We start from the raw sequence: 21724 nt of genomic DNA, 5'->3' as shown, positions 1-21724 counted from the left end.
TCCGAAGGCCACCACATGCCAAGCTACTTCGCTAGCTCACGCTTGGAGATCTTCCCCGTTGCAATCTGGCTGGCGGGTAGTCATCCAATCATCCAAAGTCGTGGCCACCGCTGGTATCAGGTGTCGCCTTCTAAAGTTGGTCGTTCTTTCCTATTCCACCTAGTGATTAAAGGTGGGCCGTGGCCAAGAGAAATCGACTGGTCTTCCTCGCCCAAATGAATACGTCCCCATCGACTGCCCGCTTAGCACCGAGCGTGGATTCACTCCTACTACTCTCGAAAGCTCTGGCCCCTGGGGGCGCGTTGAACGGTGTGCTGGGGTGGTGAAACACGTGCCATCGATGGAAGCCGGGCAACAGATCGTTGGCGGTTCACTGCGGAGTACGCGAAGGGAACCAGGGGACAGAAGGGCACGATGCCCTACGACCAGTGCGCGACAACAGGCTGGACGAGGGCCAACGTTCGCTGGCGCCTGGTTTCAGAAACCCGGAGGCCGGGACGCGCGCCCTCCCAATCCTCGAACACACGCATCGGCCGAGAACATTCGAGCCCACCCTCTGTCCCCGATACTTACAGCGAGGTCCACCAAGACATGCTGACCCTACCTGTGGAGGGCACTGAGCTAAACCCCAAATCCACTGCCGGAGACCCGATGCCATTCGGTATTCTCCACCACCAGGGCCCCAAGGCGACGCCGCGCTCTTGGGTGCCGGTATGGTGGTTGAGCGCGCCTATGGAGCGGTGACCGGGGTTATTCGAGATCGACACCGTCGTGCGCGCTGCGGACTGAGCCACAAGGGCGAGTTCTAGTATTCGATCACCCTCAGTGACGCGATTACCAGGTGGGCGGTGAACACGTGCGTGAAGATCCGCGCCACACCGAAATGTGGTGGCTGGGATCGACCTGCCACTCCGGTCGCTGCCCTATCCCGTGCTGTCCCTCGCTTTCAGCATGGGTGGTGAGTTCATCCACACACGGCTCATCAACCTGGTCAAGATGTACACCTAGGTACCGCGACACCCCACTTGGCGAGCAAATGGCCTGAGGCACGCATGCACCTTCTAGCGCACGTTGACTTGAGGCGAGGCCGCCCGTTGGTGTCCACTGGTACACCAACCTTTCACCGAAGGCTCGCCAGTTCAGGGCGTTGGTAACCCTTCCAGTCAGTGCGGCTGGCTGCGCCCGCACGTCAAAGCTTGGCCGAATCTTCGGGCGCCAACAATTGAACTACGGCACATATGCCGCCTCAGAACCTATTGTTCGGCCACGCATCGACATCGCGGGGCATGGTTTCCCAAGGTAAACACAACTGCCCTAAACCGTCCCGAGGCCGCAGTCGGTGTCATTTGAGCCGTCAATCCGTTCCCAAGGAACCCTGGCAAATTGGCGTCTAACGTTTGAACCTCTGGTCTGAGCGGCGGCATTTCCGGCGGGCCAAATCAAACAACTAACTGCGCGTGTCTGGAACGCCTCGGCCAAATTCGCCCGCGCCCAAGGCACAGAGCAGGCCAACTCCACAAGGGCGCATGACTTTAGGCAACGGCTGGGCCCTCTCTCATCGGCCCCACCGCCGGCTTCTGGTCCAGCTAAAACCGGCAGCGACCGCTCTTGAGCTGCAGTCGACTGTCCCCCATAGTTGCAGACATGAACCTCCCGGATCTACAGACTATGTGCGTGAGATGTGTCGATGGCGCATACGCAAAGCATGAAATCTGCGCCCGACTACCGGCATGCCGGCCACCTGCAAGACTGCTAGGTCCCATACTGCCGCCGATGTCACTTCGACCTAGACGCCTACCAAGAAGGTCTCTGCGCGCGGGTCGAACTGAGCTCTTGGCTGACCGCCAATGTAGATTCATGACCACCTCGCTCTGGTTAGATGAATCAGTTTGTCCTCCTCAAGTACGCCAGTGACGAAATCAAATCTGCGCAGTTTCTTGCCGCGCAACGCCGACATTCGAAGCGTTCCGATTCTCTTTCTGGAGTCTTGTTTATGTCGTCTCCACGTTTCACGTGAAACAGAACAGTCGGCCACCGCCGACCATTTCAATGCATTTGCAGCGATTTTCGAGTCACATAGAGACAATGAAGCCGGTACTCTCTCTCCTATGTGTGTACTTGAATGAATCCTATGTCACCCTCGACGGTCGTTGCCTGGTCCAAATTCTATGGGAATCGAATAGGGCGCTGAGATTCCGCTTTCCATCGCCAGTTCCTTTCGAAGTTCTGTTTCACGTGAAACAAGAGATACTTCGTCCATTTCACGGGGCGGCCGCATTTGCCGGTGCGTTCAGCAAGAGCCGTCCGGCATTGCCTACGGTCGCCAAAATGCCCCTTGAGATCGACCCCGCGGGATCAGTTTCTTGAGCTTAGGATTGCTCTCACAGAAGCGTTTTGGGTAGCAAAAAGGGCTGCGGTTGTTTCATGTGAAACAACCACAGCCCTAATCTAGAAATAGACTTCTAGTTGGACCCGGGAGCCAGGACGTCCATGATGCGGTTCAAATCCTCAACCGAGGCAAACTCAATGCTGACTTTACCTTTGCGTGCCCCCAAAGAGATCTTCACATTCGTGTCGAGACGGTCTGACAAGGAGCTGGCAAGGAAGTCCAGGCGTTCATGCCGCGGGCTCGGCTTGGTAATCCGATCCTTGTTTGCGTCGACCGGGGCCTGGTACAGCTGAACCGCTTCTTCAGTAGCACGCACCGACATGCCTTCAGATACAATCTTCTGGGCCAAGGCTTCCATGGCTTGCGCTCCTGGAAGAGCCAGCAATGCGCGCGCGTGTCCTGCTGACAGTACCCCTGCCGCGACCCTACGCTGAACCACAGGCGGTAGCTTGAGTAGTCGCAGGGTGTTGGATACCTGCGGACGAGACCTGCCAATTTTGTCGGCCAACTGCTCGTGCGTTGTTCCGAAATCTTCAAGGAGCTGCTGGTAGGCAGCCGCTTCTTCCAACGGATTTAGCTGGCTGCGATGGAGGTTCTCAAGTAACGCGTCGCGGAGAAGATTGTCATCGGTGGTTTCGCGGACGATGACAGGAATAGTCTCTAGTCCAGCAGCCTGAGAGGCACGCCAGCGGCGTTCACCCATGACCAATTCGTAGGGCTGGTCACCCTTCTCCGTAGATTTGCGGACAACGATCGGTTGGAGGATGCCGATTTCCTTGACTGAATGGACCAATTCAGCCATGTCGTCTTCGTCAAAGACAGTCCTGGGTTGCTTCCGATTGGGGTGGATCTCCCCCACAGGCAGTTCCATGAACCGTGCACCCGGAACCTCCACAAGCTCAGTCACAGCATCTGCGGCAACTTTCTTGGGCTCACGCGTGCTGCTTGCCGTCTTCCTACCCTTGGGTTCAGGGAAAAAGAGATCTACCGGGCGGGTCGGCTGTGATGAAGCACCTGAGTCATCCGAGGATGAATTGGGTATCAAAGCACCCAAGCCGCGACCAAGGCCCCTACGCTTTTCGGTCATTGATATGTCCTCCATTGAATGAGCCCCTCTTGGTGCGAGCCAGATTAAAATCTTAGTGAATTACAAAAAGCCATGAACGCGTTCCGTTACATGCATTCTAACGTTCAGCGAGTTCCGCTGCTGCTTCCAGGTAGGACAACGCGCCGGTGGACGACGGATCGTAAGTCATGACCGTCTGCTGGTAGCTGGGAGCTTCCGAAATGCGTACCGAACGAGGAATCAGGGCCTTCAGTACCTGCTTAGGGAAGTGCTCGCGCACGTCCGCCGCTACGTGAGCAGCCAAGTTTGTGCGTCCGTCATACATCGTTAGCAGAATGGTCGAAACAACCAAATCCGAGTTGAGGTGCTTCTGGATCATTTCAATGTTCTTCAACAACTGACTAAGCCCCTCCAGTGCGTAGTACTCGCACTGGATGGGAATCATGACCTCATTGGCGGCAACAAAGGCGTTAACCGTCAGCAATCCGAGGCTGGGAGGGCAGTCGATGAAGATGAAGTCTAGGCGCTGTTCCCCATTGTCCTCGCGATACTTCACGTACTGGTCGATAGCCCGGCGCAGGCGCTGCTCTCGCGCTACTAGTGAAACCAGTTCAATCTCGGCACCAGCCAGGTGAATGGTTGCCGGTGCGCAGTACAAGTTATCAATATCTGGGCATGCGGCCACAACGTCTGACATGGCGAAGTCATTGATCAAAACATCATAAATACTGTCAATTTCGGCATGATGCGGTACACCCAGGGCCGTTGATGCATTGCCCTGAGGATCAATGTCGATGACCAGCACCTGAAGTCCTGCGGATGCTAGCGCTGCGGCAATGTTGACTGTCGTGGTCGTCTTTCCGACGCCGCCTTTTTGGTTGGCAACCGTCAGAATTCTGGTTCGCTGAGGTCGCGGCAACTTTCTGCCCAGGAGTCGCTCCCGGCGCTTAGTTTCGCTGACTAGCTGACTCGCTATGGGACTGCTGTCATCGAAATCGTTGTCGAACGCGGACACTCCGTCACTGTTGGTTTCACGTGAAACAAGAACGTCATTCGATGAATCAACCGATTTTGATTGATTCATGAGGCGGACGCCAATTTGGGACCCGGAACCCACTGAGGATGAATCAGATCGTGCCGATCCCAACGACATAAACGGTGGGATCCGTTGCGAAGCTGCTTCGCTGTTGGTCACGCTGACACTCTCACTTTCATTTGGCCGTGTTTGCCAGACACTAGCCTATCGGTTCTCATGCGGGGCATGCGGAATCAGCGCCGCGCAACCTTGACGCGCACTACAGTGGTGGGCTCGTCCAAGATGTCAGCACCGGCAATCAATACTTCAGTCTGCACACCGCCGAGCTTCTTAATGGTCTTGGCCGCCTTGGTGATTTCCTCCCCGGCACTGCGACCCTTGATCGCCAGGAGCTCACCTTTGCCACCAAGCAGGGGGATGGTCAGTTGAGCCAAGGTATCCAACGCGGAGACGGCCCTAGCGGTGACGACACTACATTCCACCTTGCCAATGGCAGCTTCGGCGCGGGCGCGTACGATCTCCACGTTGTTCAGGCCAAGGTCCATGACCACCTCTTCAAGCCAGGTAACGCGGCGTTCAAGGGGCTCGATGAGTGTCAGGTACAGATCGGGGCGAGCAATGGCCAGGCACAGGCCTGGCAGGCCGGCACCGCTGCCCACGTCGGCGACCTTCGCGCCGTCGTCAATCAACTCAGCGACCACGGCACAGTTGAGTACGTGGCGGCTCCACAACCTCGGAACCTCTCGTGGACCGATGAGTCCGCGTTCAATCCCGGACGTGGCCAAGTGCTCCACGTACCGCTTGGCCAGGTCAAGACGATCGCCAAAGATCCGCTCTGCGGCAATGGTTTCTTCGGCAGTTAGCTCTACCACAACAGGTGTCCCCTCGCGAGCGGTCCCGCCCGCTTGCCTCCTGGCAGGCGAGCGGGACCGTCAATTTTGAATCTTGTTTTTTACTCTATGAAGCGGTGACGACGATGTGGCGGCTGGCGCCCTCGCCCTCAGATTCTGATTCCAAGCCAAGATTGGCAATGGCGTCATGCACAATTTTGCGCTCGTAGGCTCCCATTGGCGTCAGTGCCACAGATGCACTGCCAGCCTTGATGGCCTCGGCAGCGTCCTTGGCGATCTGGGCCAGTTCAACGTTGCGTTGATCCCGATAGCCGGAGATGTCCAGAACCAGACGGGAGCGGCTCTCTGTTGCGGAGAGAACGCTCAGGCGGGTCAGCTCCTGGAGTGCATCCAGGACTTCACCGTCCTGGCCAACCAGGGCCTTCAGCGAGTCGGTTTCCTCATCAGTAACGATCGAGATGTACGTCCGGCCATTGCGCACCTCAATGTCGATGTCGCCATCGATATCGGCAATATCCAGCAGTTCCTCCAGGTAGTCGGCGGCAATGTCGCCCTCTTCCTCGAGGCGGCTTGCGCCGGCTGCGCCGTGCTGCTCAGGGGCGTCCTGATCGGAGTTTTCCTGGACGCCAGTGTCCTGATCAACGGATTCCTCGGGCACAATCTCAGTTTCAGCAGGCATTATTTCTTCTTCCTGTTTTTACGTTGTGGCTGGACTCGCTGGGCCTTGGGCTCAGGAACAACTTCAACCGCGGCTTCCGTAGCCTTCTTCGAAGCACCCAGCAGCGGCAGGCCCTTGGCCTCGCGACGCTTCTGGTATTCCTTGTAGGCCGGTGAGCCGGGAGTAGGCATGCGTCGGATCACGAAGAACTGCTGTCCCATGGTCCAAATGTTGGTGGTGGTCCAGTAGATCAAGACACCGATGGGGAAGTTCACGCCACCAATACCGAAGACCAGGGGCAGTACGTACAGCATCATCTTCTGCTGCTTCATGAACGGGCCCGCCATGGCCTCTTCAGACATGTTCTTGGACATGATCTGCTTCTGCGTGATGAACTGCGAGGCAATCATGGCCAGGATCATGATGATCGAGAGAACCACAACCGAAACGTTGAGGTCGCCACCCTGGAGCTGCGGCAGGAAAGCAGCAGAGAGGGGGGCCCCAAAAATGGTGGCCTGATCAAACTGGGCAACCTGGTCGTGGCTCATAGCACCAATGCCAGTGCTCGTGGAGTTGGCTTTCGCCACACCGGAGAGAACCTGGAACAGGGAGAAGAAGAACGGCATCTGGATCAGCATGGGCAGGCATGCGGAGAACGGGTTGGTGCCGTGTTCCTTGTACAAGGCCATCTGTTCCTGGCCCATGGCCTGGCGGGAGAGTTGGTCTGTCTTGCCCTTGTACTTGGCCTGCAGCTTCTTCATATCCGGCTGCAGCGCCTGCATTCCGCGCTGGGCCTTGATCTGCTTGACGAACACCGGAATCAAGGCGGCACGAATCACCAACACCAGCCCGATGATGGACAGTGTCCAGGTAATACCTGAAGCCGCATCCATTCCAAGGAAGGTCAACCCGTCATGGAAGAGCACCATGATCCATGACACGAGCCATTTGAAGGGGAACAGAATTGTATCGAAGAAGCCCATATTTCTTTTCTAATCTCCTCAAGCCGCAGGGCGACTTTGTGTATCCGCCTGAGCTGCCAGAAAGAAGTCTGGGTGGTTCAGTTGGACAATGAAGGGGACCTTGGAGGGATCATCCCAGTTGACGTGCGCCGGCGCGGGGACCGGATCGATGCCACCGGAATTCCAAGGATGGCAACGCACAATGCGACGTGCCGCGTACCAGCTGCCTTTAACTGCACCGTGAACGGTGACGGCCTCCAAGGCATATGCCGAACAGGACGGAAAAAACCGGCACACCTGCCCATAAATGGGTGAGATGAATCGCCGGTACAGTTTCAAGACAACTATCAAAATGTTTTGCGGGAGATGCCACAAGAACCGTCCGACGACGGTCGGGCGGCTCGTTGCGCGACTCTCAAGCTTTGCTTGGGTCACGGACATCATCTCCTTTCGACACGGCGGCCTCTACAACTGCCAGTGTTGAGGTGTCCCGTTGGAGGCTCTCCGCCAACGGTTCCGCTGCCTCCACCCGCAAGCGGGGGGAAACTTTGGAAAACGCTCGCTGATAGTCGTTGACAAGTTCGCCCCACGTGGCATCTGCTGAAGCGGGCAGGGCCCTGACAACAACATTGACGCCATACGGATGGTTGCGAATCGTCTCAACAACTATTTCGCGCAGTCTCCTTTTAACGAGATTGCGCGTCACAGCGTTCCCAACGGTCTTCGCCACGATGAACCCAACCTTGCTGGGTGCGTCGGGAGAAGTTGACACCACATATAACACTACGTTCCGGCGTCCATTGCGGACGCCGGAACGTACAGTATGTGAGAAGTCAGCGGAGGTCCGCATTCTATTTCTGGTGGCTAGCACCCTGCGATCAACCGCTACTTCTGTAAGGCTCGACGGATCGTCAAGCAGTTATTGGTTTAGGCCGACAGCTCGACGCGACCCTTGCCACGGCGTGCGGCCAAAATGGCACGGCCGGCGCGGGTACGCATGCGAAGACGGAAGCCGTGCTTCTTGGCACGACGGCGGTTGTTCGGCTGAAAAGTCCGCTTGCTCACGGTAGTTACTCCAAGACAATTAAAGATGCGCCTTGCCCGAAGCTAACAGGGAAGAAAGGGGTCGACGCTAAGTATATGGATGCCCGCATTTCCCTCCTCAGTAACAAGGAGTATGCGCAAGAGCGCAAAGCAGACACATGGGACTTCACAACGTTAGGTCACCGGGACCCCCCTAGTCAAACTGCGGCAGTCCCGATCGATGGCTGCACAAGGCCAAATGTCAACGATTTCCCACCTTCGTCCCAGGTCAGGGCTGTGCATAGAGCGGTGGATAAACCGTGGACAAACTGTGCGGGAAGGGCCCAAAATGACCCCAAGGTGTGACATTTATCCACAAGCGATTTTCCTCGCTATCTTCTGGCCTTTTGATCCTTTAGGCTAGGCCGGTAGCAAGTTATCCACGGGTTGTGAATAACTCTGTGGATGACGGATGCTGATGCATCCTTCCCACATTCGGGCAATGCCTTGAAAATGTAAGGCAAGTCACGCGCAATGAGCGCGCAAACACGAGATTCCGATTCGGCAGCGATCGAACGGAGTAAAGGGGAACAGTCGATGGGCACTGAGGGGATCAATACCGAGGAGATCAACGACGTTGGTAGTTCCTGGCGTCGGGTTATCCGGATTTTGGAACAAGACGAACGGGTCTCGCCGCGTCAACGGGGATTTGTTGTCCTCACCCAGCCGCAGGGACTCATCGGCAACACCCTCCTGGTTGCCGTACCCAATGAATTGACGCGTGAGGTTCTCCAAACTCAGCTCAATACGGCACTGGTTGATGCTCTACGACAGGTATTTCCGGCAGAGATCAGCTGCGCATTCAGCGTCAACTCCGATCTTGTCCCTCCCGTCAAGGAAGAGGAAGCCGCTCCGGAGCAGGCCCCTCAGCGCGCGGAACGCCATGATCGTGTTGAACGAATTGAGCGTTCAGAACGTAGCGACAGCGCCTCGAAGCCCTCGCCGATGCTGCCCAGCACCTCACAAGAATTTGGCCGGCTCAACCCGAAGTATGTTTTTGACTCTTTTGTGATCGGCTCTTCAAACCGCTTTGCCCATGCCGCCGCCGTCGCAGTGGCCGAGGCTCCAGCCAAGGCTTACAACCCGTTGTTCATCTACGGTGATTCGGGTTTGGGGAAAACCCACCTCTTGCACGCGATCGGCCACTACGCCCGCCGCCTTTACACCGGCATCCGTGTTCGCTACGTCAACTCCGAAGAGTTCACCAACGACTTCATCAACTCCATTCGCGATGACGAAGGTGCCAGCTTCAAGCAGCTCTACCGCAACGTGGACATCTTGCTCATTGATGACATCCAGTTCCTGGCCAACAAGGACGCCACCCAGGAAGAGTTTTTCCACACGTTCAATGCTCTCCACAATCACAACAAGCAGGTGGTCATCACCTCCGACCTTCCGCCGAAGAGGCTGCAGGGCTTTGAAGAGCGGATGCGTTCACGCTTCGAGTGGGGCTTGCTCACCGATGTTCAGCCTCCGGAACTGGAAACGCGTATCGCCATTTTGCGTAAGAAGGCCATCGGGGAGGGGCTTTCCGCCCCGGATGACGCCCTGGAATACATTGCCTCCAAGATTTCTACCAATATTCGTGAACTTGAGGGTGCTCTGATCCGAGTGACTGCGTTTGCCAGCCTGAACCGGCAGCCAGTTGACGTGGGTTTGGCGGAGATGGTCCTGAAGGATCTCATCACCGATGACGGAGCTCAAGAAATTACCTCCACGGCAATCTTGGGGCAGACAGCGGCCTACTTCAACATCTCCTTGGAGGAGCTGTGCAGCAAGTCACGCACCCGAACTTTGGTCACCGCACGCCAGATCGCCATGTACCTGTGCCGTGAATTGACCGACATGTCGCTTCCGAAAATTGGGCAGGAATTTGGCGGTCGAGACCACACCACTGTCATCCATGCAGACCGGAAAATCAGGGAACTTATGGCTGAGAGGCGCGCCATCTACAACCAGGTGACGGAGCTGACAAACAAGATCAAACAGCAGCAGCGTGAAGGGTAAGCCGCGCAGCGGGCGAAAAATTTTTGTGAATTAACAGGTGTGGATAAGTCTGTGGATAGTTAAGTGCACAAACCCCCTTTGCCTGCGGATAACTACACACCATGCTGTGGATCCCCGAAATGGCGCGAAAAGTTCTCCACCGCTCCCCACAGCACAATGCGGGACAGCCTCACAAATTGTGCACAGGGCAGATCGCCGTGATGACGCCAACGAGAACAGTTATCCACAGTATCCACAGGACTTATTAACACTACGAATCCCAAGAAATCTGCATTTCAAACAACATTTTCTTCTCCACCGACTCCGAGACCCGTTCAGGGGAATGACAATGTTCGACTCGTGCTCGCAAAGGGCTAAGCTGTCTCCAAGCATGTAATTCCACAACGAATCCTGGAGTGCCTGGTTGAACCTAAAAGTTCATCCCAGCGCTCCACACACTTTTCGCAAGATGAAAGGCGGCACCCTTCCGTGAAGTTCCGAGTCGAACGGGATGTTCTGACCGAAGCAGTCAGCTGGGCCGCACGCTCCTTGTCGCCCCGCCCACCGGTACCTGTTCTTTCAGGGCTTTTACTCAAGGCCGAGGCCGGCACACTCAGCCTGGCAAGCTTCGACTACGAGATTTCAGCGCGTTTGGAAATCCCCGCTGACATCACCGAAGAAGGCACCATTTTGGTTTCGGGCCGGTTGCTCGCCGATATTTGCCGAAGCTTGCCATCTGCACCCGTGGACATTGAGACCGACGGCTCCAAAGTCACTTTGACCTGCCGCAGCAGTCGTTTCCATTTGGCAACCATGCCGGTAAATGACTACCCGGAACTTCCGGCCCTGCCGGATCTGAGCGGCACAGTTGATGGTGAAGCCTTCGCCCAGGCTGTTGCCCAGGTCATCATCGCCTCCAGCAAGGACGACACCTTGCCCATTCTCACCGGCGTGAAAATGGAAATTGAAGGTGACTTGATCACACTTCTTGCCACGGACAGGTACCGTCTGGCCCTTCGCGAAATTCGCTGGAACCCCACTTCCCCTGGCATCTCCACCGGTGCACTGGTGAAAGCCAAAACCTTGAGCGAAGTCGCTAAGACTCTTGGCGGTTCCGGCAACATCAACATTGCACTTTCCGAGAACAGCGAACTCATCGGTTTTGAGAGCGGCGGACGCCGCACCACCTCGTTGTTGGTCGATGGCGATTACCCCAAGATCCGCTCCTTGTTCCCGGACAACACACCGATTTACGCGACAGTGGAAACTCACGCCCTCGCCGAAGCCGTTCGACGAGTGTCCTTGGTCGCCGAGCGCAACACGCCGGTTCGATTGATGTTCACCGATGGCCAGCTCACCCTTGATGCAGGAACGGGTGAAGACGCACAGGCCTCAGAAAACCTGGAAGCAACCCTGGTTGGCGAGGAAATTACCGTTGCCTTCAACCCGCACTACCTCAGCGAGGGCCTCAGCGCTTTTGATAGCAAGTATGTGAGATTCTCTTTCACATCCGCGCCGAAGCCGGCCATGCTCACTGCTCAGGATGACATTGACGGCGAAAATCGTGATGACTACCGTTACCTGGTCATGCCGGTAAGGCTGCCAAACCAGTAACGTTATCGTCCCCAGTAGCGTCAAAACTTAACTCAAGAAAAGAGAATTGCCGTGCACATCGGACTTGTCGGACTTGGAAAAATGGGCTTCAACATGCGGGCACGCCTACGCGCTGCCAACATTGAGGTCACGGGTTTTGACAGCAACGCTGAGGTAACCGACGTTGCGTCCCTGAAGGATTTAGTGTCCGCACTGAAGGCCCCACGACTGATTTGGGTCATGGTTCCCTCAGGGGCGGTCACTGACTCGGTGATTACCGAGCTTTCCGAGCATATGGAAGCCGGAGATCTACTCATCGACGGCGGCAACTCACGTTTTACCGAAGATCAAAAGCACGGCGCCATGCTTGCCCAAAAGCACATTGAGTTCATGGATGTGGGCGTCTCAGGCGGGGTCTGGGGGCTGAAGAACGGCTACGGTTTGATGGCCGGTGGATCAGCCAAAAATGTTGCCACGGCGATGCCTGTCCTGGATGTCCTGCGCCCGGAGGGTGAGCGTGCCGACAGTTTCGTTCATGTGGGTGACATTGGAGCCGGACACTACGCAAAAATGGTGCATAACGGCATCGAATACGGGCTGATGCAGGCTTATGCCGAAGGGTATGAGTTGTTGGCCAAAAAGGACATCATCGAGGATCTGCCGGGGACTTTCCGCGCCTGGCAAAAGGGGACAGTGGTGCGCTCCTGGCTGCTGGATCTGATGGTCAAGGCGTTGGATGAGGATCCCGGTCTGGAATCCATTGACGACTACGTGGAAGACTCCGGTGAAGGACGCTGGACCGTTGAGGAGGCCATCGCCAATGATGTTCCGGCACCAGCCATCACGGCGGCGCTGTTCGCGCGTTTTTCCTCGCGTGAAGACAACTCTCCGGCCATGAAAATGGTTTCCGCCTTGCGCCACCAATTCGGCGGACACGCTACGAAACCCTCCGGTTCCTAATCGGGTTCCCACTACGAAGAAGAAAAGTCGGCAGTACAAGTGTTTCTTGAGCATCTTTCCCTCACCGACTTCCGCAGCTACCAACAGGTGGATCTGGCTCTCTCACCTGGGGTAACAGTTTTGGTTGGTTCCAATGGCTTGGGGAAAACCAACCTGGTGGAGGCCATCGGGTACCTGTCTACGCTTTCCTCGCATCGCGTCAGTTCGGACGCACCCCTGCTCCGTTTTGGGGCGGAGCGCGCCTTGGTGCGTGCACAGTTGGTGCGAGGTGCCCAAAAAGTCATGGTGGAAGTGGAAATCAACGCCTCCCGCGCCAACCGGGCCCGCATCAATCGTGCGAATCCGGTACGGGCAAGGGATATCTTGGGCATTTGCCGCAGTGTCCTCTTTGCGCCCGAGGATTTAGCCCTAGTCAAAGGTGATCCCTCCAATCGTCGTCGCTTCTTGGACGACTTGTTGGTGGTGATGTTGCCCAAACACGCGCTTACCCGTTCGGACTACGACAAGGTACTCAAACAGCGCAACGCGTTGCTGAAGTCCGCCCGCGCCCAGCATTTTTCCCGCAACGGGGTCAGCGAAGGGCACCTTGCCACCTTGGATGTCTGGGATGCGCACCTTGCCGTCGCGGCAGCACACTTGTTGTCCGCACGCTTGGAATTGCTGAACCTTTTGCGCCCGCACATGGCTGAGGCATATGCGCAGTTGACCGATGGATCCAAACTTTTGCGAGCCATTTACCGCAGCAGCATTGATGCTGATTTGGCGTTTTCGCCGGAATCGCACGACGCCGGCCCTTCCGATACCCAAGACTCACCTTTTGCAGCCCAGGGCCAAGAGCCGGCGGACCTTTCGCTGTGCAGTATCGAGGAGCTGACCGAGAAATTCGTTGCGGCGTTGGCGGTGTCTCGAACCCGTGAACTGGAACGCGGTATGTCATTGGTTGGTCCACATAGGGACGAGCTGGAACTGTTGTTGGGGGTGGCCCCGGCCCGCGGCTACGCCTCACATGGAGAATCCTGGTCGGTTGCGCTGGCCCTTCGGCTGGCATCGTTCTATGTCCTGAGCGAGGACAAACACGTTGCCAACAACCAGCCGATTCTTATTCTCGATGACGTGTTTGCCGAGCTTGACGCGCAACGGCGGCGAAAACTGGCACTCATGGTCGCCGATGCCGAACAAGTGTTGGTCACGGCTGCGGTGGGTGAGGACATTCCCCCGGAACTTTCCGGTGCACAGGTGCAGGTCATTCCGGGCGGTGTGGTTTCCAATGGTGGATGACCCATCAGCTGGGGCCGATGGAAGGCACGACGCCACTGGAAGCAAAAGCCGCCGTGCCGCCCAGGAAGTGGACCATGTTACCGAGGTTGATGCACCCCAGGCGGCCTTGAACAGGATGCGAACCATTGCCAAGAGTCGTGGAGAATTGCGGATTCCACGCAGCAGGCTGGGGGAAAAATCCACGCCGAAGAACAAGCGCGTTCCGTTTTTGGATGTCAAGGACGGTGGGAGAGACCCACTGGGCCTGGGCAATGTGGTCAGCCGCCTGGTTTCAGATCGGGGCTGGAGTTCGCCACTGGCGGTGGGTTCGGTCATGGCCCAGTGGGACACTCTGGTTGGCGCTGACATATCGGCGCATTGCCAACCGGAAAGTTTTGAAGTCACCACTTTGCATGTTCGCTGCGATTCCACGAGTTGGGCCACGCAGCTGAGATTGCTCTCCTCCTCGCTCCTGGCCAAGTTTGACGCGGAACTAGGCGCCGGCGTCGTCACTAAAATACTGGTTTTGGGACCGACCGCACCAAGCTGGCGCAAGGGCTTCCGGAATGTCAAGGGGCGGGGCCCCAGAGACACTTACGGATAGGAAAGTTCTTCGCTGCACACGAGTGGCACCGGCGCTACAGGGCGATTGAAACCCCTCTTGGCGTATGTCCCATCGTCGGACGAGTAATCACTGCATCCTGAGCCGCTTTTCTCGCGTCCTAGGGCACGTTCAGACGCGGTTTAGGGCCTCCACAAGGTAGAATCAGGAACAGGACTGTCTCTCCGCGGCGTCACGACACGTTTTGTCGTCACTTCGGACAGCGGTAATCAACAGCTTCCAAGGGTTGAGTAAGATGCACGGGATTGCGGTATCCGTGCCAATACCTGTCGGTGGCAATCGAGCGAACTATAAAGGGGTCGAACGCGCCTGTGACTACGAACAATCCAGAGAATCCGGGGAACGCGATAATTCCGGACCAAGACAGCTCGGATTCCAGCGCTGTCAGTGCGGACCTCGTTGTCCCGGCCAATGAAAGCCACTACGACGCCGGTGACATCACGGTGTTGGAGGGCTTGGAGGCTGTCCGGAAACGTCCTGGCATGTACATCGGCTCCACGGGCCCCCGCGGTTTGCATCACCTGGTTTACGAAGTGGTGGATAACTCCGTTGACGAGGCCCTGGCCGGCTACTGCGACCACATCGAGGTCACGCTCACGGCCGACGGCGGTGTCCGCGTAGTTGACAACGGTCGCGGAATTCCCGTTGATATTCACCCCACGGAGGGCAAGCCCACCGTCGAGGTTGTCATGACCATCCTGCACGCCGGCGGTAAGTTTGGTGGAAGTGGCTACGCCGTCTCCGGTGGTTTGCACGGTGTGGGTATTTCCGTGGTGAACGCCCTGTCCCGCCGGGTCGATACCGAGATCCGACGCCAAGGCTCAGTATGGCGGATGAGTTTTGCCGACGGTGGCAAGCCACAAGGCACCTTGGTCAAGGGCGAGGACAGCTCCGAAACCGGTACCACCCAAACGTTCTACCCGGACCCGGAAATCTTTGAAACGGTCGAGTTTGACTTCGAGACTCTCCGCGCCAGGTTCCAGCAGATGGCCTTCCTGAACAAGGGCCTGAAGATCACACTTACCGATGATCGTGTTGTTGCGCCGTCTTCTGATGAGGACCCGGACCTCGACGCGATTCCTGAAGGAAAAGACGTCGTCACCGGCAGGCGTGAAGTGATTTACCAGTACAAGGACGGTCTGCTTGACTACGTCAAGTACCTGAATTCGTCCAAAAAGTACGAGCCCGTCCACGAAGACGTCATTGCCTTCGAAACCGAGGATTCCTCACGCCATATGGCTGTGGAATTGGCTCTGCAGTGGACCACGTCCTTCTCTGAAAGCGTCCACACCTACGCAAACACCATTAACACTCATGAGGGCGGAACCCACGAAGAGGGCTTCCGTGCTGCCATGACCTCCTTGATCAACCGCTACGCGCGTGAGAAAAACATCATCAAGGAAAAAGATGACAACCTCACAGGCGATGACATCCGTGAAGGCCTCACAGCCGTCATCTCCGTGAAGTTGACTGAACCCCAATTTGAGGGGCAGACCAAGACAAAATTGGGCAACTCCGAGGTCAAGGGTTTTGTTCAGCGCGTAGTAACCGACGGTTTGGGCGACTGGCTAGAACGCAATCCCGGACCTGCCCGCGACGTCATCCGCAAGTCCATCCAGGCTTCCCAAGCACGCTTGGCAGCCCGCAAGGCACGCGAAAATACCCGACGCAAGGGCCTCTTGGAATCCGGTGGAATGCCCGGAAAACTCAAGGACTGCCAGTCCAAGGATCCTGCGCTGTCCGAAATTTACATCGTGGAGGGTGACTCGGCCGGCGGCTCCGCCGTCCGCGGCAGGAACCCAACCACGCAGGCCATCTTGCCGCTGCGAGGCAAGATCCTCAATGTTGAGCGTGCGCGTCTTGACAGGGCGTTGGGGAACGCAGAAGTTCAGGCCATGATCACCGCCTTTGGCGCCGGCATTGGTGAAGACTTTGACGTGGAGAAGGCCCGGTACCACAAGATCGTACTGATGGCCGATGCTGACGTTGACGGACAGCACATCACCACCTTGTTGTTGACGTTGCTTTTCCGCTACATGCGACCGCTGATCGAAAGTGGCTACGTCTACCTGGCACAGCCCCCGCTGTACCGCATCAAATGGTCCAATGCTCCGCACGACTACGTGTTCAGCGACAGGGAACGTGACGCCGCACTGGCCTCAGGGGCGGCTGCGGGCAGGCGCATCCCGAAGGACAACGGCATTCAGCGCTACAAGGGTCTGGGTGAGATGGACTACTCGGAACTGTGGGATACCACCATGGATCCGGCCCACCGCACCCTGCTTCAGGTAACCATGGATGATGCAGCCGAAGTAGACCAGGTTTTCTCCACTCTCATGGGTGAAGACGTTGAATCACGACGTAACTTTATTCAGCAAAACGCCAAGGATGTCAGGTTCCTCGACATCTAGACAAGGCTAGACATAGCCGACTAGTTATAGAGCCAACCGGACATATATTGCGAATGGAATATACAAGATTATGAGCGACGAAACACCTCAAAATCCCTCAGAACCCACCGTGGAAGCCACGGGAGAAGAAGTTCTTGAAGGAAATCTCCTGCACGACAAAGTAGAGCAAATCGATCTCCAAGAGGAGATGAAGCGCTCCTACCTTGACTACGCCATGGCTGTCATTGTGGGCCGCGCTTTGCCTGACGTTCGTGATGGACTCAAGCCAGTGCACCGCCGTGTGCTGTACGCCATGTTTGATGGCGGATACCGCCCCGAGCGCTCATTCAATAAGTGCGCCCGTGTTGTCGGTGAAGTCATGGGCCAGTACCACCCTCACGGCGACAGTTCCATCTACGATGCCTTGGTGCGTTTGATCCAGGACTGGACCATGCGCTACCCGCTGGCCCTAGGGCAGGGCAACTTTGGTTCACCGGGCAACGACGGCGCGGCAGCACCGCGTTATACCGAAACTAAAATGTCACCGCTTGCCATGGAGATGGTCCGGGATATCGACGAGGAGACTGTCGATTTCCAGGACAACTATGACGGCAAGAACCAAGAGCCCACCATTTTGCCCTCACGGTTCCCGAACCTTTTGGTCAATGGTTCCTCCGGAATTGCCGTGGGCATGGCCACCAACATTCCCCCGCACAATCTGCGCGAAGTTGCCGAGGGTGTGCAGTGGTATTTGGCGAACCCCACGGTGGGGCGCGAAGAACTTCTTGAAGCTCTGATAGAACGCATCAAGGGACCGGACTTCCCCACCGGTGCGCAGATCCTGGGACGCAAGGGCATCGAGGACGCGTACCGCACGGGCCGCGGCTCCATCACCATGCGCGCCGTGGTCAATGTCGAGGAAATCCAGGGACGCACCTGCCTGGTTGTGACCGAACTGCCGTTCCAAGCGAATCCTGACAACCTGGCCATCAAGATTGCCGAACTCGTCAAGGACGGCAAGATTTCCGGGATTGCCGACCTTCGTGATGAGACCTCGGGGCGCACAGGCCAGCGCCTCGTCGTCGTACTCAAGCGCGACGCCGTTGCAAAGGTTGTTCTGAACAACCTGTACAAGCACACACAGTTGCAGGAAAACTTCAGCGCCAACATGCTGGCCATCGTCGATGGTGTGCCGCGTACGCTGCCACTGGATGCGTTTATTCGCCACTGGGTAACCCACCAGATGGACGTTATTGTCCGCCGCACAAGGTTCCGTCTGCGCAAGGCAGAAGAAGAAGCTCACATCCAGCGTGCCCTGTTGAAGGCACTGGATGCCCTTGATGAAGTCATCGCCTTGATCCGACGCTCCTCCACCACCGAGGAAGCCCGCGATGGTTTGATCCAGTTGCTGGACATCGATGAAATCCAGGCCAAGGCCATTTTGGACATGCAGCTGCGCCGTTTGGCTGCCTTGGAACACCAAAAGATCACTGACCGCCACAACGTGCTCGAGGGCATGATCACCGAGTTCAACCGAATCTTGGCCGATCCTGAAGTTCAGCGAGGAATTGTCAGCGATGAACTAGCTGAAATCACGACTCGTTTTGGTGATGACCGACGCACCGAAATCATGATGGGCTATGACCCCAACATGAGCATGGAAGACCTCATTCCTGAAGAGGAAATGGTTGTCACCATCACCCGCGGCGGCTACGTCAAGCGCACCCGCAGCGACAACTACCGAACACAACGCCGCGGTGGCAAGGGTATCAAGGGCGCCCAGCTGCGCGGCGACGACGTCGTCGAGCACTTCTTTGTGACCACAACACACCACTGGTTGCTGTTCTTTACGAACCTGGGCCGGGTCTACCGGGCCAAGGCGTACGAGCTGGCCGAGGCCGGCCGCGACGCCAAGGGCCAGCACGTGGCAAACCTGCTGGCGTTCCAGCCGGACGAGAAAATTGCCCAGGTCATGGAACTCAAGGACTACCAGCAGTCTCCGTTCCTGGTCCTGGCGACTAAAAATGGTTTGGTGAAGAAGACCCGCCTGGAGGACTACGACACCAACCGCTCCGCCGGCGTTATCGCCATCAACCTCCGTGACGGTGACGAACTGGTCTCCGCGCAGCTCGTGTCCGAAACCGACGACCTGCTGCTTGTCTCCCGCAAGGGACAGTCCATCCGATTCACGGCAACCAATGACGCGTTGCGTCCCATGGGCCGTGCCACCTCGGGTGTAACCGGTATGAAGTTCCGCGACTATGACGAGTTGCTGGCCGCCGCGGTGGTCACCGAGAACTCCTACGTGTTCATCGTGACCGAGGGCGGCTATGCCAAGCGCACGGCGGTTGATGAGTACCGCCTGCAGGGCCGAGGCGGTTTGGGCATCAAGGTGGCCAAGCTCGTCGAGGACCGCGGTGACCTGGTGGGAGCCTTGATCGTGCAAGAAGACGACGAGGTTCTGGTTGTCATGAGTGGCGGCAAGATTGTGCGCTCCAACGTCTCCGAAGTTCCCGCCAAGGGCCGGGATACTATGGGTGTCATCTTTGCCAAGCCGGACAAGAATGACCGCATTATCGAGGTGGCGCGGAACAGCGAACGCGGCCTGGAGCAAGACGACGAACTTGACGAAAGTGACGAGATTACGGAGGCCTCCACAGGTGAAAAAATGCCTGCGGCCAATGAGCTTGAAGCTAACGTTCAGCTTGATGAAGTACCGTTAAGCGACCCTGACGCAACAAATGGAGGTACCGATTGAGCACGAACAACCCAAATCCGCGGCCTGGTACCGCCCCTAGGGTAAGTGCCCCGGCTCGTCCACCCCAGCGTCCAGGAGCCTCACCAAGCTCTTCGGTGCCCCCCACGGCGAAGCGACCCGCCCCGAGCACGTCAGCGGCAGCAAAGCGGCCGGCTCCGGCCCGTCCGCCGCTGGTTAAGCCGGCTCCGAAGGCCAAGGCTCGCCGTGCCCGCCTGCTGGTGAGCAAGGTCGAACCGTGGTCCGTCCTGAAAATGGCTTTCCTGCTCTCCGTCGCACTGGGCATCATCACCGTGGTCGCCTCGATCGTGCTGTGGTCCGTGCTGGATGTCATCGGTTTGTTCGACAAGATCAACTCGCTCATGACGGACATTCAAGGTACCGAAGGCGGGGCTGCCTTCGACATCATGAGCTTCGCTTCGCTGGGACAGGTTGCGTCTTACGCAACCATCATCGCCGTCGTCAATGTTGTGCTTTTGACCACACTGTCAATGCTCTCTGCAGTGCTTTACAACATCTCCGCCACCCTGGTTGGCGGCATCGGTGTGACACTTACCGACGACTAAAACCAGGAAAATTCCGCGAATTGGCGGGTTCAATCAGCTAATGGACCCGCCGATTTGTTTCTTGGGGATGGTGTGGGGTAAAGTTTTGTCTCGGCCCGATGAGGGTTGATGAGGGCGCATAGCTCAGGCGGTTAGAGCGCTTCGCTGATAACGAAGAGGTCCCAGGTTCAAGTCCTGGTGCGCCCACGGAACCGCAGGGTTCTTATCGAAGGTAAGGTGTGTAGTGAAGAAGTTGTTGATCTTGATCGCAGCTCTCGGTGCCGCAGTATTCTTGAATAAGAAACTCCGCGAATCCAAACTTGCGAAGGCAAGCTGGAGCAAGGCGACGGATACCGTCAACTAGCTTTGGAAATACTGAACCACCCTATGGGGGCATGGCGCAATTGGTAGCGCACCTGCTTTGCAAGCAGGGGGTTCGGGGTTCGAGTCCCCGTGCCTCCACCATAGGAATCACCCCAGTCCATCGGACTGGGGTGAAGTTCTTTAAGTGAGATGGCCCGCAAAATTCTTTTGCCCATGAGCGCATCACTTAATGTTGAACAGTGATAATTCTCCTGGCCGTAGTAGGCATCCTCGGTGTCTCGGCGTCCGGGCCCATCATGGCCGCGACGGCCGCTTCCGCACTCACTATCGCGTTTTGGCGCAACGCACTGGGTGCCCTAGTGATGGGCACGCCCGTGCTGATCTCCAACCGGGCGGCTCTGAAAAACCTCACCCGGACGGAACTGAAGTACTCCGCCATTGCTGCCACAGCGCTTGCCCTGCACTTCGCATGTTTCGTCACCTCCGTGAAGCTGACGAGCGTAGCTGCGGCCACCGCCCTGGTCTGCCTCCAGGCCGCATGGATAGCCTTGTTTCAATGGTTCCGCGGGCGTCGTCCACACAGGACCATCATGTTGGGGCTCAGCGTGGCCCTGCTCGGCGTCGTGGTCATTACGGGCTTTGACATGGGGGTCTCCCCCGAGGCGTTGCTTGGTGATGCACTGGCCCTTGCCGGCGGCGCTCTTGCCGCCATATATACCCTGGCAGGTTCCAAGGCCCGCAAAAGCATGTCCACGACCCTGTACTCCAGTCTTTGCTACAGCTTCGCCTCGATCATCTTGCTCGCCATGTGCTTGATCTTTGGACAGGAGCTATTGAACCTGCCTCCGCAGGCTTGGTGGGGAATTGTGGGTGTCACCGTGGCCGCCCAGATCTTTGGGCACACCATCTTCAATTACTTGCTTGCCACCATCTCCCCCCTTGTGGTCTCGATGATGATCCTGCTCGAAATTCCTGGTGCCGCCGTGCTCGCAGCGATTTTCCTGGGCGAACAACTTCCCTCGGGGACTTATGTTGGTTTGGCCATGATCATGGCTGGTCTGGCCGTGGTGATCATGCATCAGGGACGGGGCGGATTCAAGGCAACGAAGTCCCCGGTTGCCGGCCCAGGTAATGGCTAGGCCGATTTCCTGGGAACCTGGCAAGCGTGGGCCCACCGGTTCGCTACCGGGAGTGAAGACTCCCAACTGCTAGCGTGGTGAGCCACTGAGGGTTCCAGATGGCCACCA

Annotated in this window: 18 protein-coding genes and 2 tRNA genes; 12 read left to right on the top strand and 8 right to left on the bottom strand. The window is 57.2% G+C overall.

Annotation, left to right across the window (positions count from 1 at the left end; all coding sequences use genetic code 11):
* Positions 1–2462: 2462 nt before the first annotated feature.
* The 8 genes from CXQ94_RS12650 to rpmH all read right to left on the bottom strand — a co-directional run bounded on the left by CXQ94_RS12650 (position 2463) and on the right by rpmH (position 8027).
* Positions 2463–3476 (bottom strand): ParB/RepB/Spo0J family partition protein, encoded by a 1014-nt coding sequence (locus CXQ94_RS12650; RefSeq protein ID WP_104090743.1) that lies wholly within the window; start codon positions 3474–3476, stop codon positions 2463–2465.
* Between the two features lie 97 nt (positions 3477–3573).
* Positions 3574–4650, bottom strand: coding sequence for a ParA family protein (locus CXQ94_RS12645; protein ID WP_258067058.1), 1077 nt, complete (start codon positions 4648–4650; stop codon positions 3574–3576).
* 74 nt (positions 4651–4724) lie between these two features.
* On the bottom strand, positions 4725–5363 hold the full coding sequence (gene rsmG / locus CXQ94_RS12640) for a 16S rRNA (guanine(527)-N(7))-methyltransferase RsmG (RefSeq protein WP_104090740.1): 639 nt from the start codon (positions 5361–5363) through the stop codon (positions 4725–4727).
* Positions 5364–5448: 85 nt separating this feature from the next.
* A complete protein-coding gene (locus CXQ94_RS12635) occupies positions 5449–6021 on the bottom strand; it encodes a R3H domain-containing nucleic acid-binding protein (protein WP_104090738.1) in 573 nt (190 codons plus the stop codon).
* Positions 6021–6983: a membrane protein insertase YidC gene (gene yidC, locus CXQ94_RS12630; protein ID WP_104090736.1), complete on the bottom strand. Its 963-nt coding sequence runs from the start codon at positions 6981–6983 to the stop codon at positions 6021–6023. The genes CXQ94_RS12635 and yidC overlap by 1 nt, the downstream gene beginning before the upstream one ends.
* Positions 6984–7001: 18 nt before the next feature.
* A complete protein-coding gene (yidD, locus tag CXQ94_RS12625) occupies positions 7002–7403 on the bottom strand; it encodes a membrane protein insertion efficiency factor YidD (protein ID WP_104090734.1) in 402 nt (133 codons plus the stop codon).
* Positions 7378–7833: a ribonuclease P protein component gene (gene rnpA, locus CXQ94_RS12620; protein WP_104090732.1), complete on the bottom strand. Its 456-nt coding sequence runs from the start codon at positions 7831–7833 to the stop codon at positions 7378–7380. Before rnpA ends, yidD begins: the two co-directional genes overlap by 26 nt.
* A 56-nt stretch (positions 7834–7889) precedes the next feature.
* The gene (rpmH, locus tag CXQ94_RS12615) at positions 7890–8027 is read right to left on the bottom strand and encodes a 50S ribosomal protein L34 (protein ID WP_011776797.1); all 138 of its coding nucleotides are present in this window, start codon (positions 8025–8027) and stop codon (positions 7890–7892) included.
* 555 nt (positions 8028–8582) lie between these two features.
* Between rpmH and dnaA the strand changes: the two genes are divergently transcribed.
* From dnaA to CXQ94_RS12560, 12 genes are all read left to right on the top strand, one after another.
* Entirely contained in the window at positions 8583–10052 is a 1470-nt protein-coding gene (gene dnaA / locus CXQ94_RS12610; protein ID WP_104090730.1) for a chromosomal replication initiator protein DnaA, read from the top strand.
* 468 nt (positions 10053–10520) lie between these two features.
* Positions 10521–11645: a DNA polymerase III subunit beta gene (dnaN, locus tag CXQ94_RS12605; protein ID WP_104090728.1), complete on the top strand. Its 1125-nt coding sequence runs from the start codon at positions 10521–10523 to the stop codon at positions 11643–11645.
* A 51-nt stretch (positions 11646–11696) separates the two neighbouring features.
* Complete coding sequence (gene gnd, locus CXQ94_RS12600; protein WP_104090726.1) at positions 11697–12584, top strand: phosphogluconate dehydrogenase (NAD(+)-dependent, decarboxylating); 888 nt, start codon at positions 11697–11699, stop codon at positions 12582–12584.
* A gap of 39 nt (positions 12585–12623) precedes the next feature.
* Positions 12624–13862 (top strand): DNA replication/repair protein RecF, encoded by a 1239-nt coding sequence (gene recF, locus CXQ94_RS12595; RefSeq protein WP_104090723.1) that lies wholly within the window; start codon positions 12624–12626, stop codon positions 13860–13862.
* A gap of 67 nt (positions 13863–13929) precedes the next feature.
* Positions 13930–14445, top strand: coding sequence for a DUF721 domain-containing protein (locus tag CXQ94_RS12590; RefSeq protein ID WP_258067072.1), 516 nt, complete (start codon positions 13930–13932; stop codon positions 14443–14445).
* 329 nt (positions 14446–14774) lie between these two features.
* On the top strand, positions 14775–16874 hold the full coding sequence (gene gyrB / locus CXQ94_RS12585) for a DNA topoisomerase (ATP-hydrolyzing) subunit B (protein WP_306418901.1): 2100 nt from the start codon (positions 14775–14777) through the stop codon (positions 16872–16874).
* A 70-nt stretch (positions 16875–16944) separates the two neighbouring features.
* Complete coding sequence (gyrA, locus tag CXQ94_RS12580) at positions 16945–19611, top strand: DNA gyrase subunit A (protein ID WP_104090717.1); 2667 nt, start codon at positions 16945–16947, stop codon at positions 19609–19611.
* On the top strand, positions 19608–20174 hold the full coding sequence (locus CXQ94_RS12575; RefSeq protein WP_104090714.1) for a DUF3566 domain-containing protein: 567 nt from the start codon (positions 19608–19610) through the stop codon (positions 20172–20174). The genes gyrA and CXQ94_RS12575 overlap by 4 nt, the downstream gene beginning before the upstream one ends.
* A 112-nt stretch (positions 20175–20286) precedes the next feature.
* Positions 20287–20360, top strand: a tRNA-Ile gene (locus CXQ94_RS12570).
* Positions 20361–20397: 37 nt separating this feature from the next.
* Positions 20398–20517, top strand: coding sequence for a DLW-39 family protein (locus tag CXQ94_RS22900; protein WP_219817045.1), 120 nt, complete (start codon positions 20398–20400; stop codon positions 20515–20517).
* A 25-nt stretch (positions 20518–20542) separates the two neighbouring features.
* Positions 20543–20618, top strand: a tRNA-Ala gene (locus CXQ94_RS12565).
* Between the two features lie 98 nt (positions 20619–20716).
* Entirely contained in the window at positions 20717–21616 is a 900-nt protein-coding gene (locus tag CXQ94_RS12560) for a DMT family transporter (RefSeq protein ID WP_104090711.1), read from the top strand.
* Positions 21617–21724 lie beyond the last annotated feature (108 nt).

This window comes from Arthrobacter sp. GMC3 (assembly GCF_002929305.1).
Lineage (GTDB): Bacteria > Actinomycetota > Actinomycetes > Actinomycetales > Micrococcaceae > Specibacter.
Note: the sequence above shows the minus strand (reverse complement) of the source record. Positions and strands in the feature narration are given on the sequence as shown.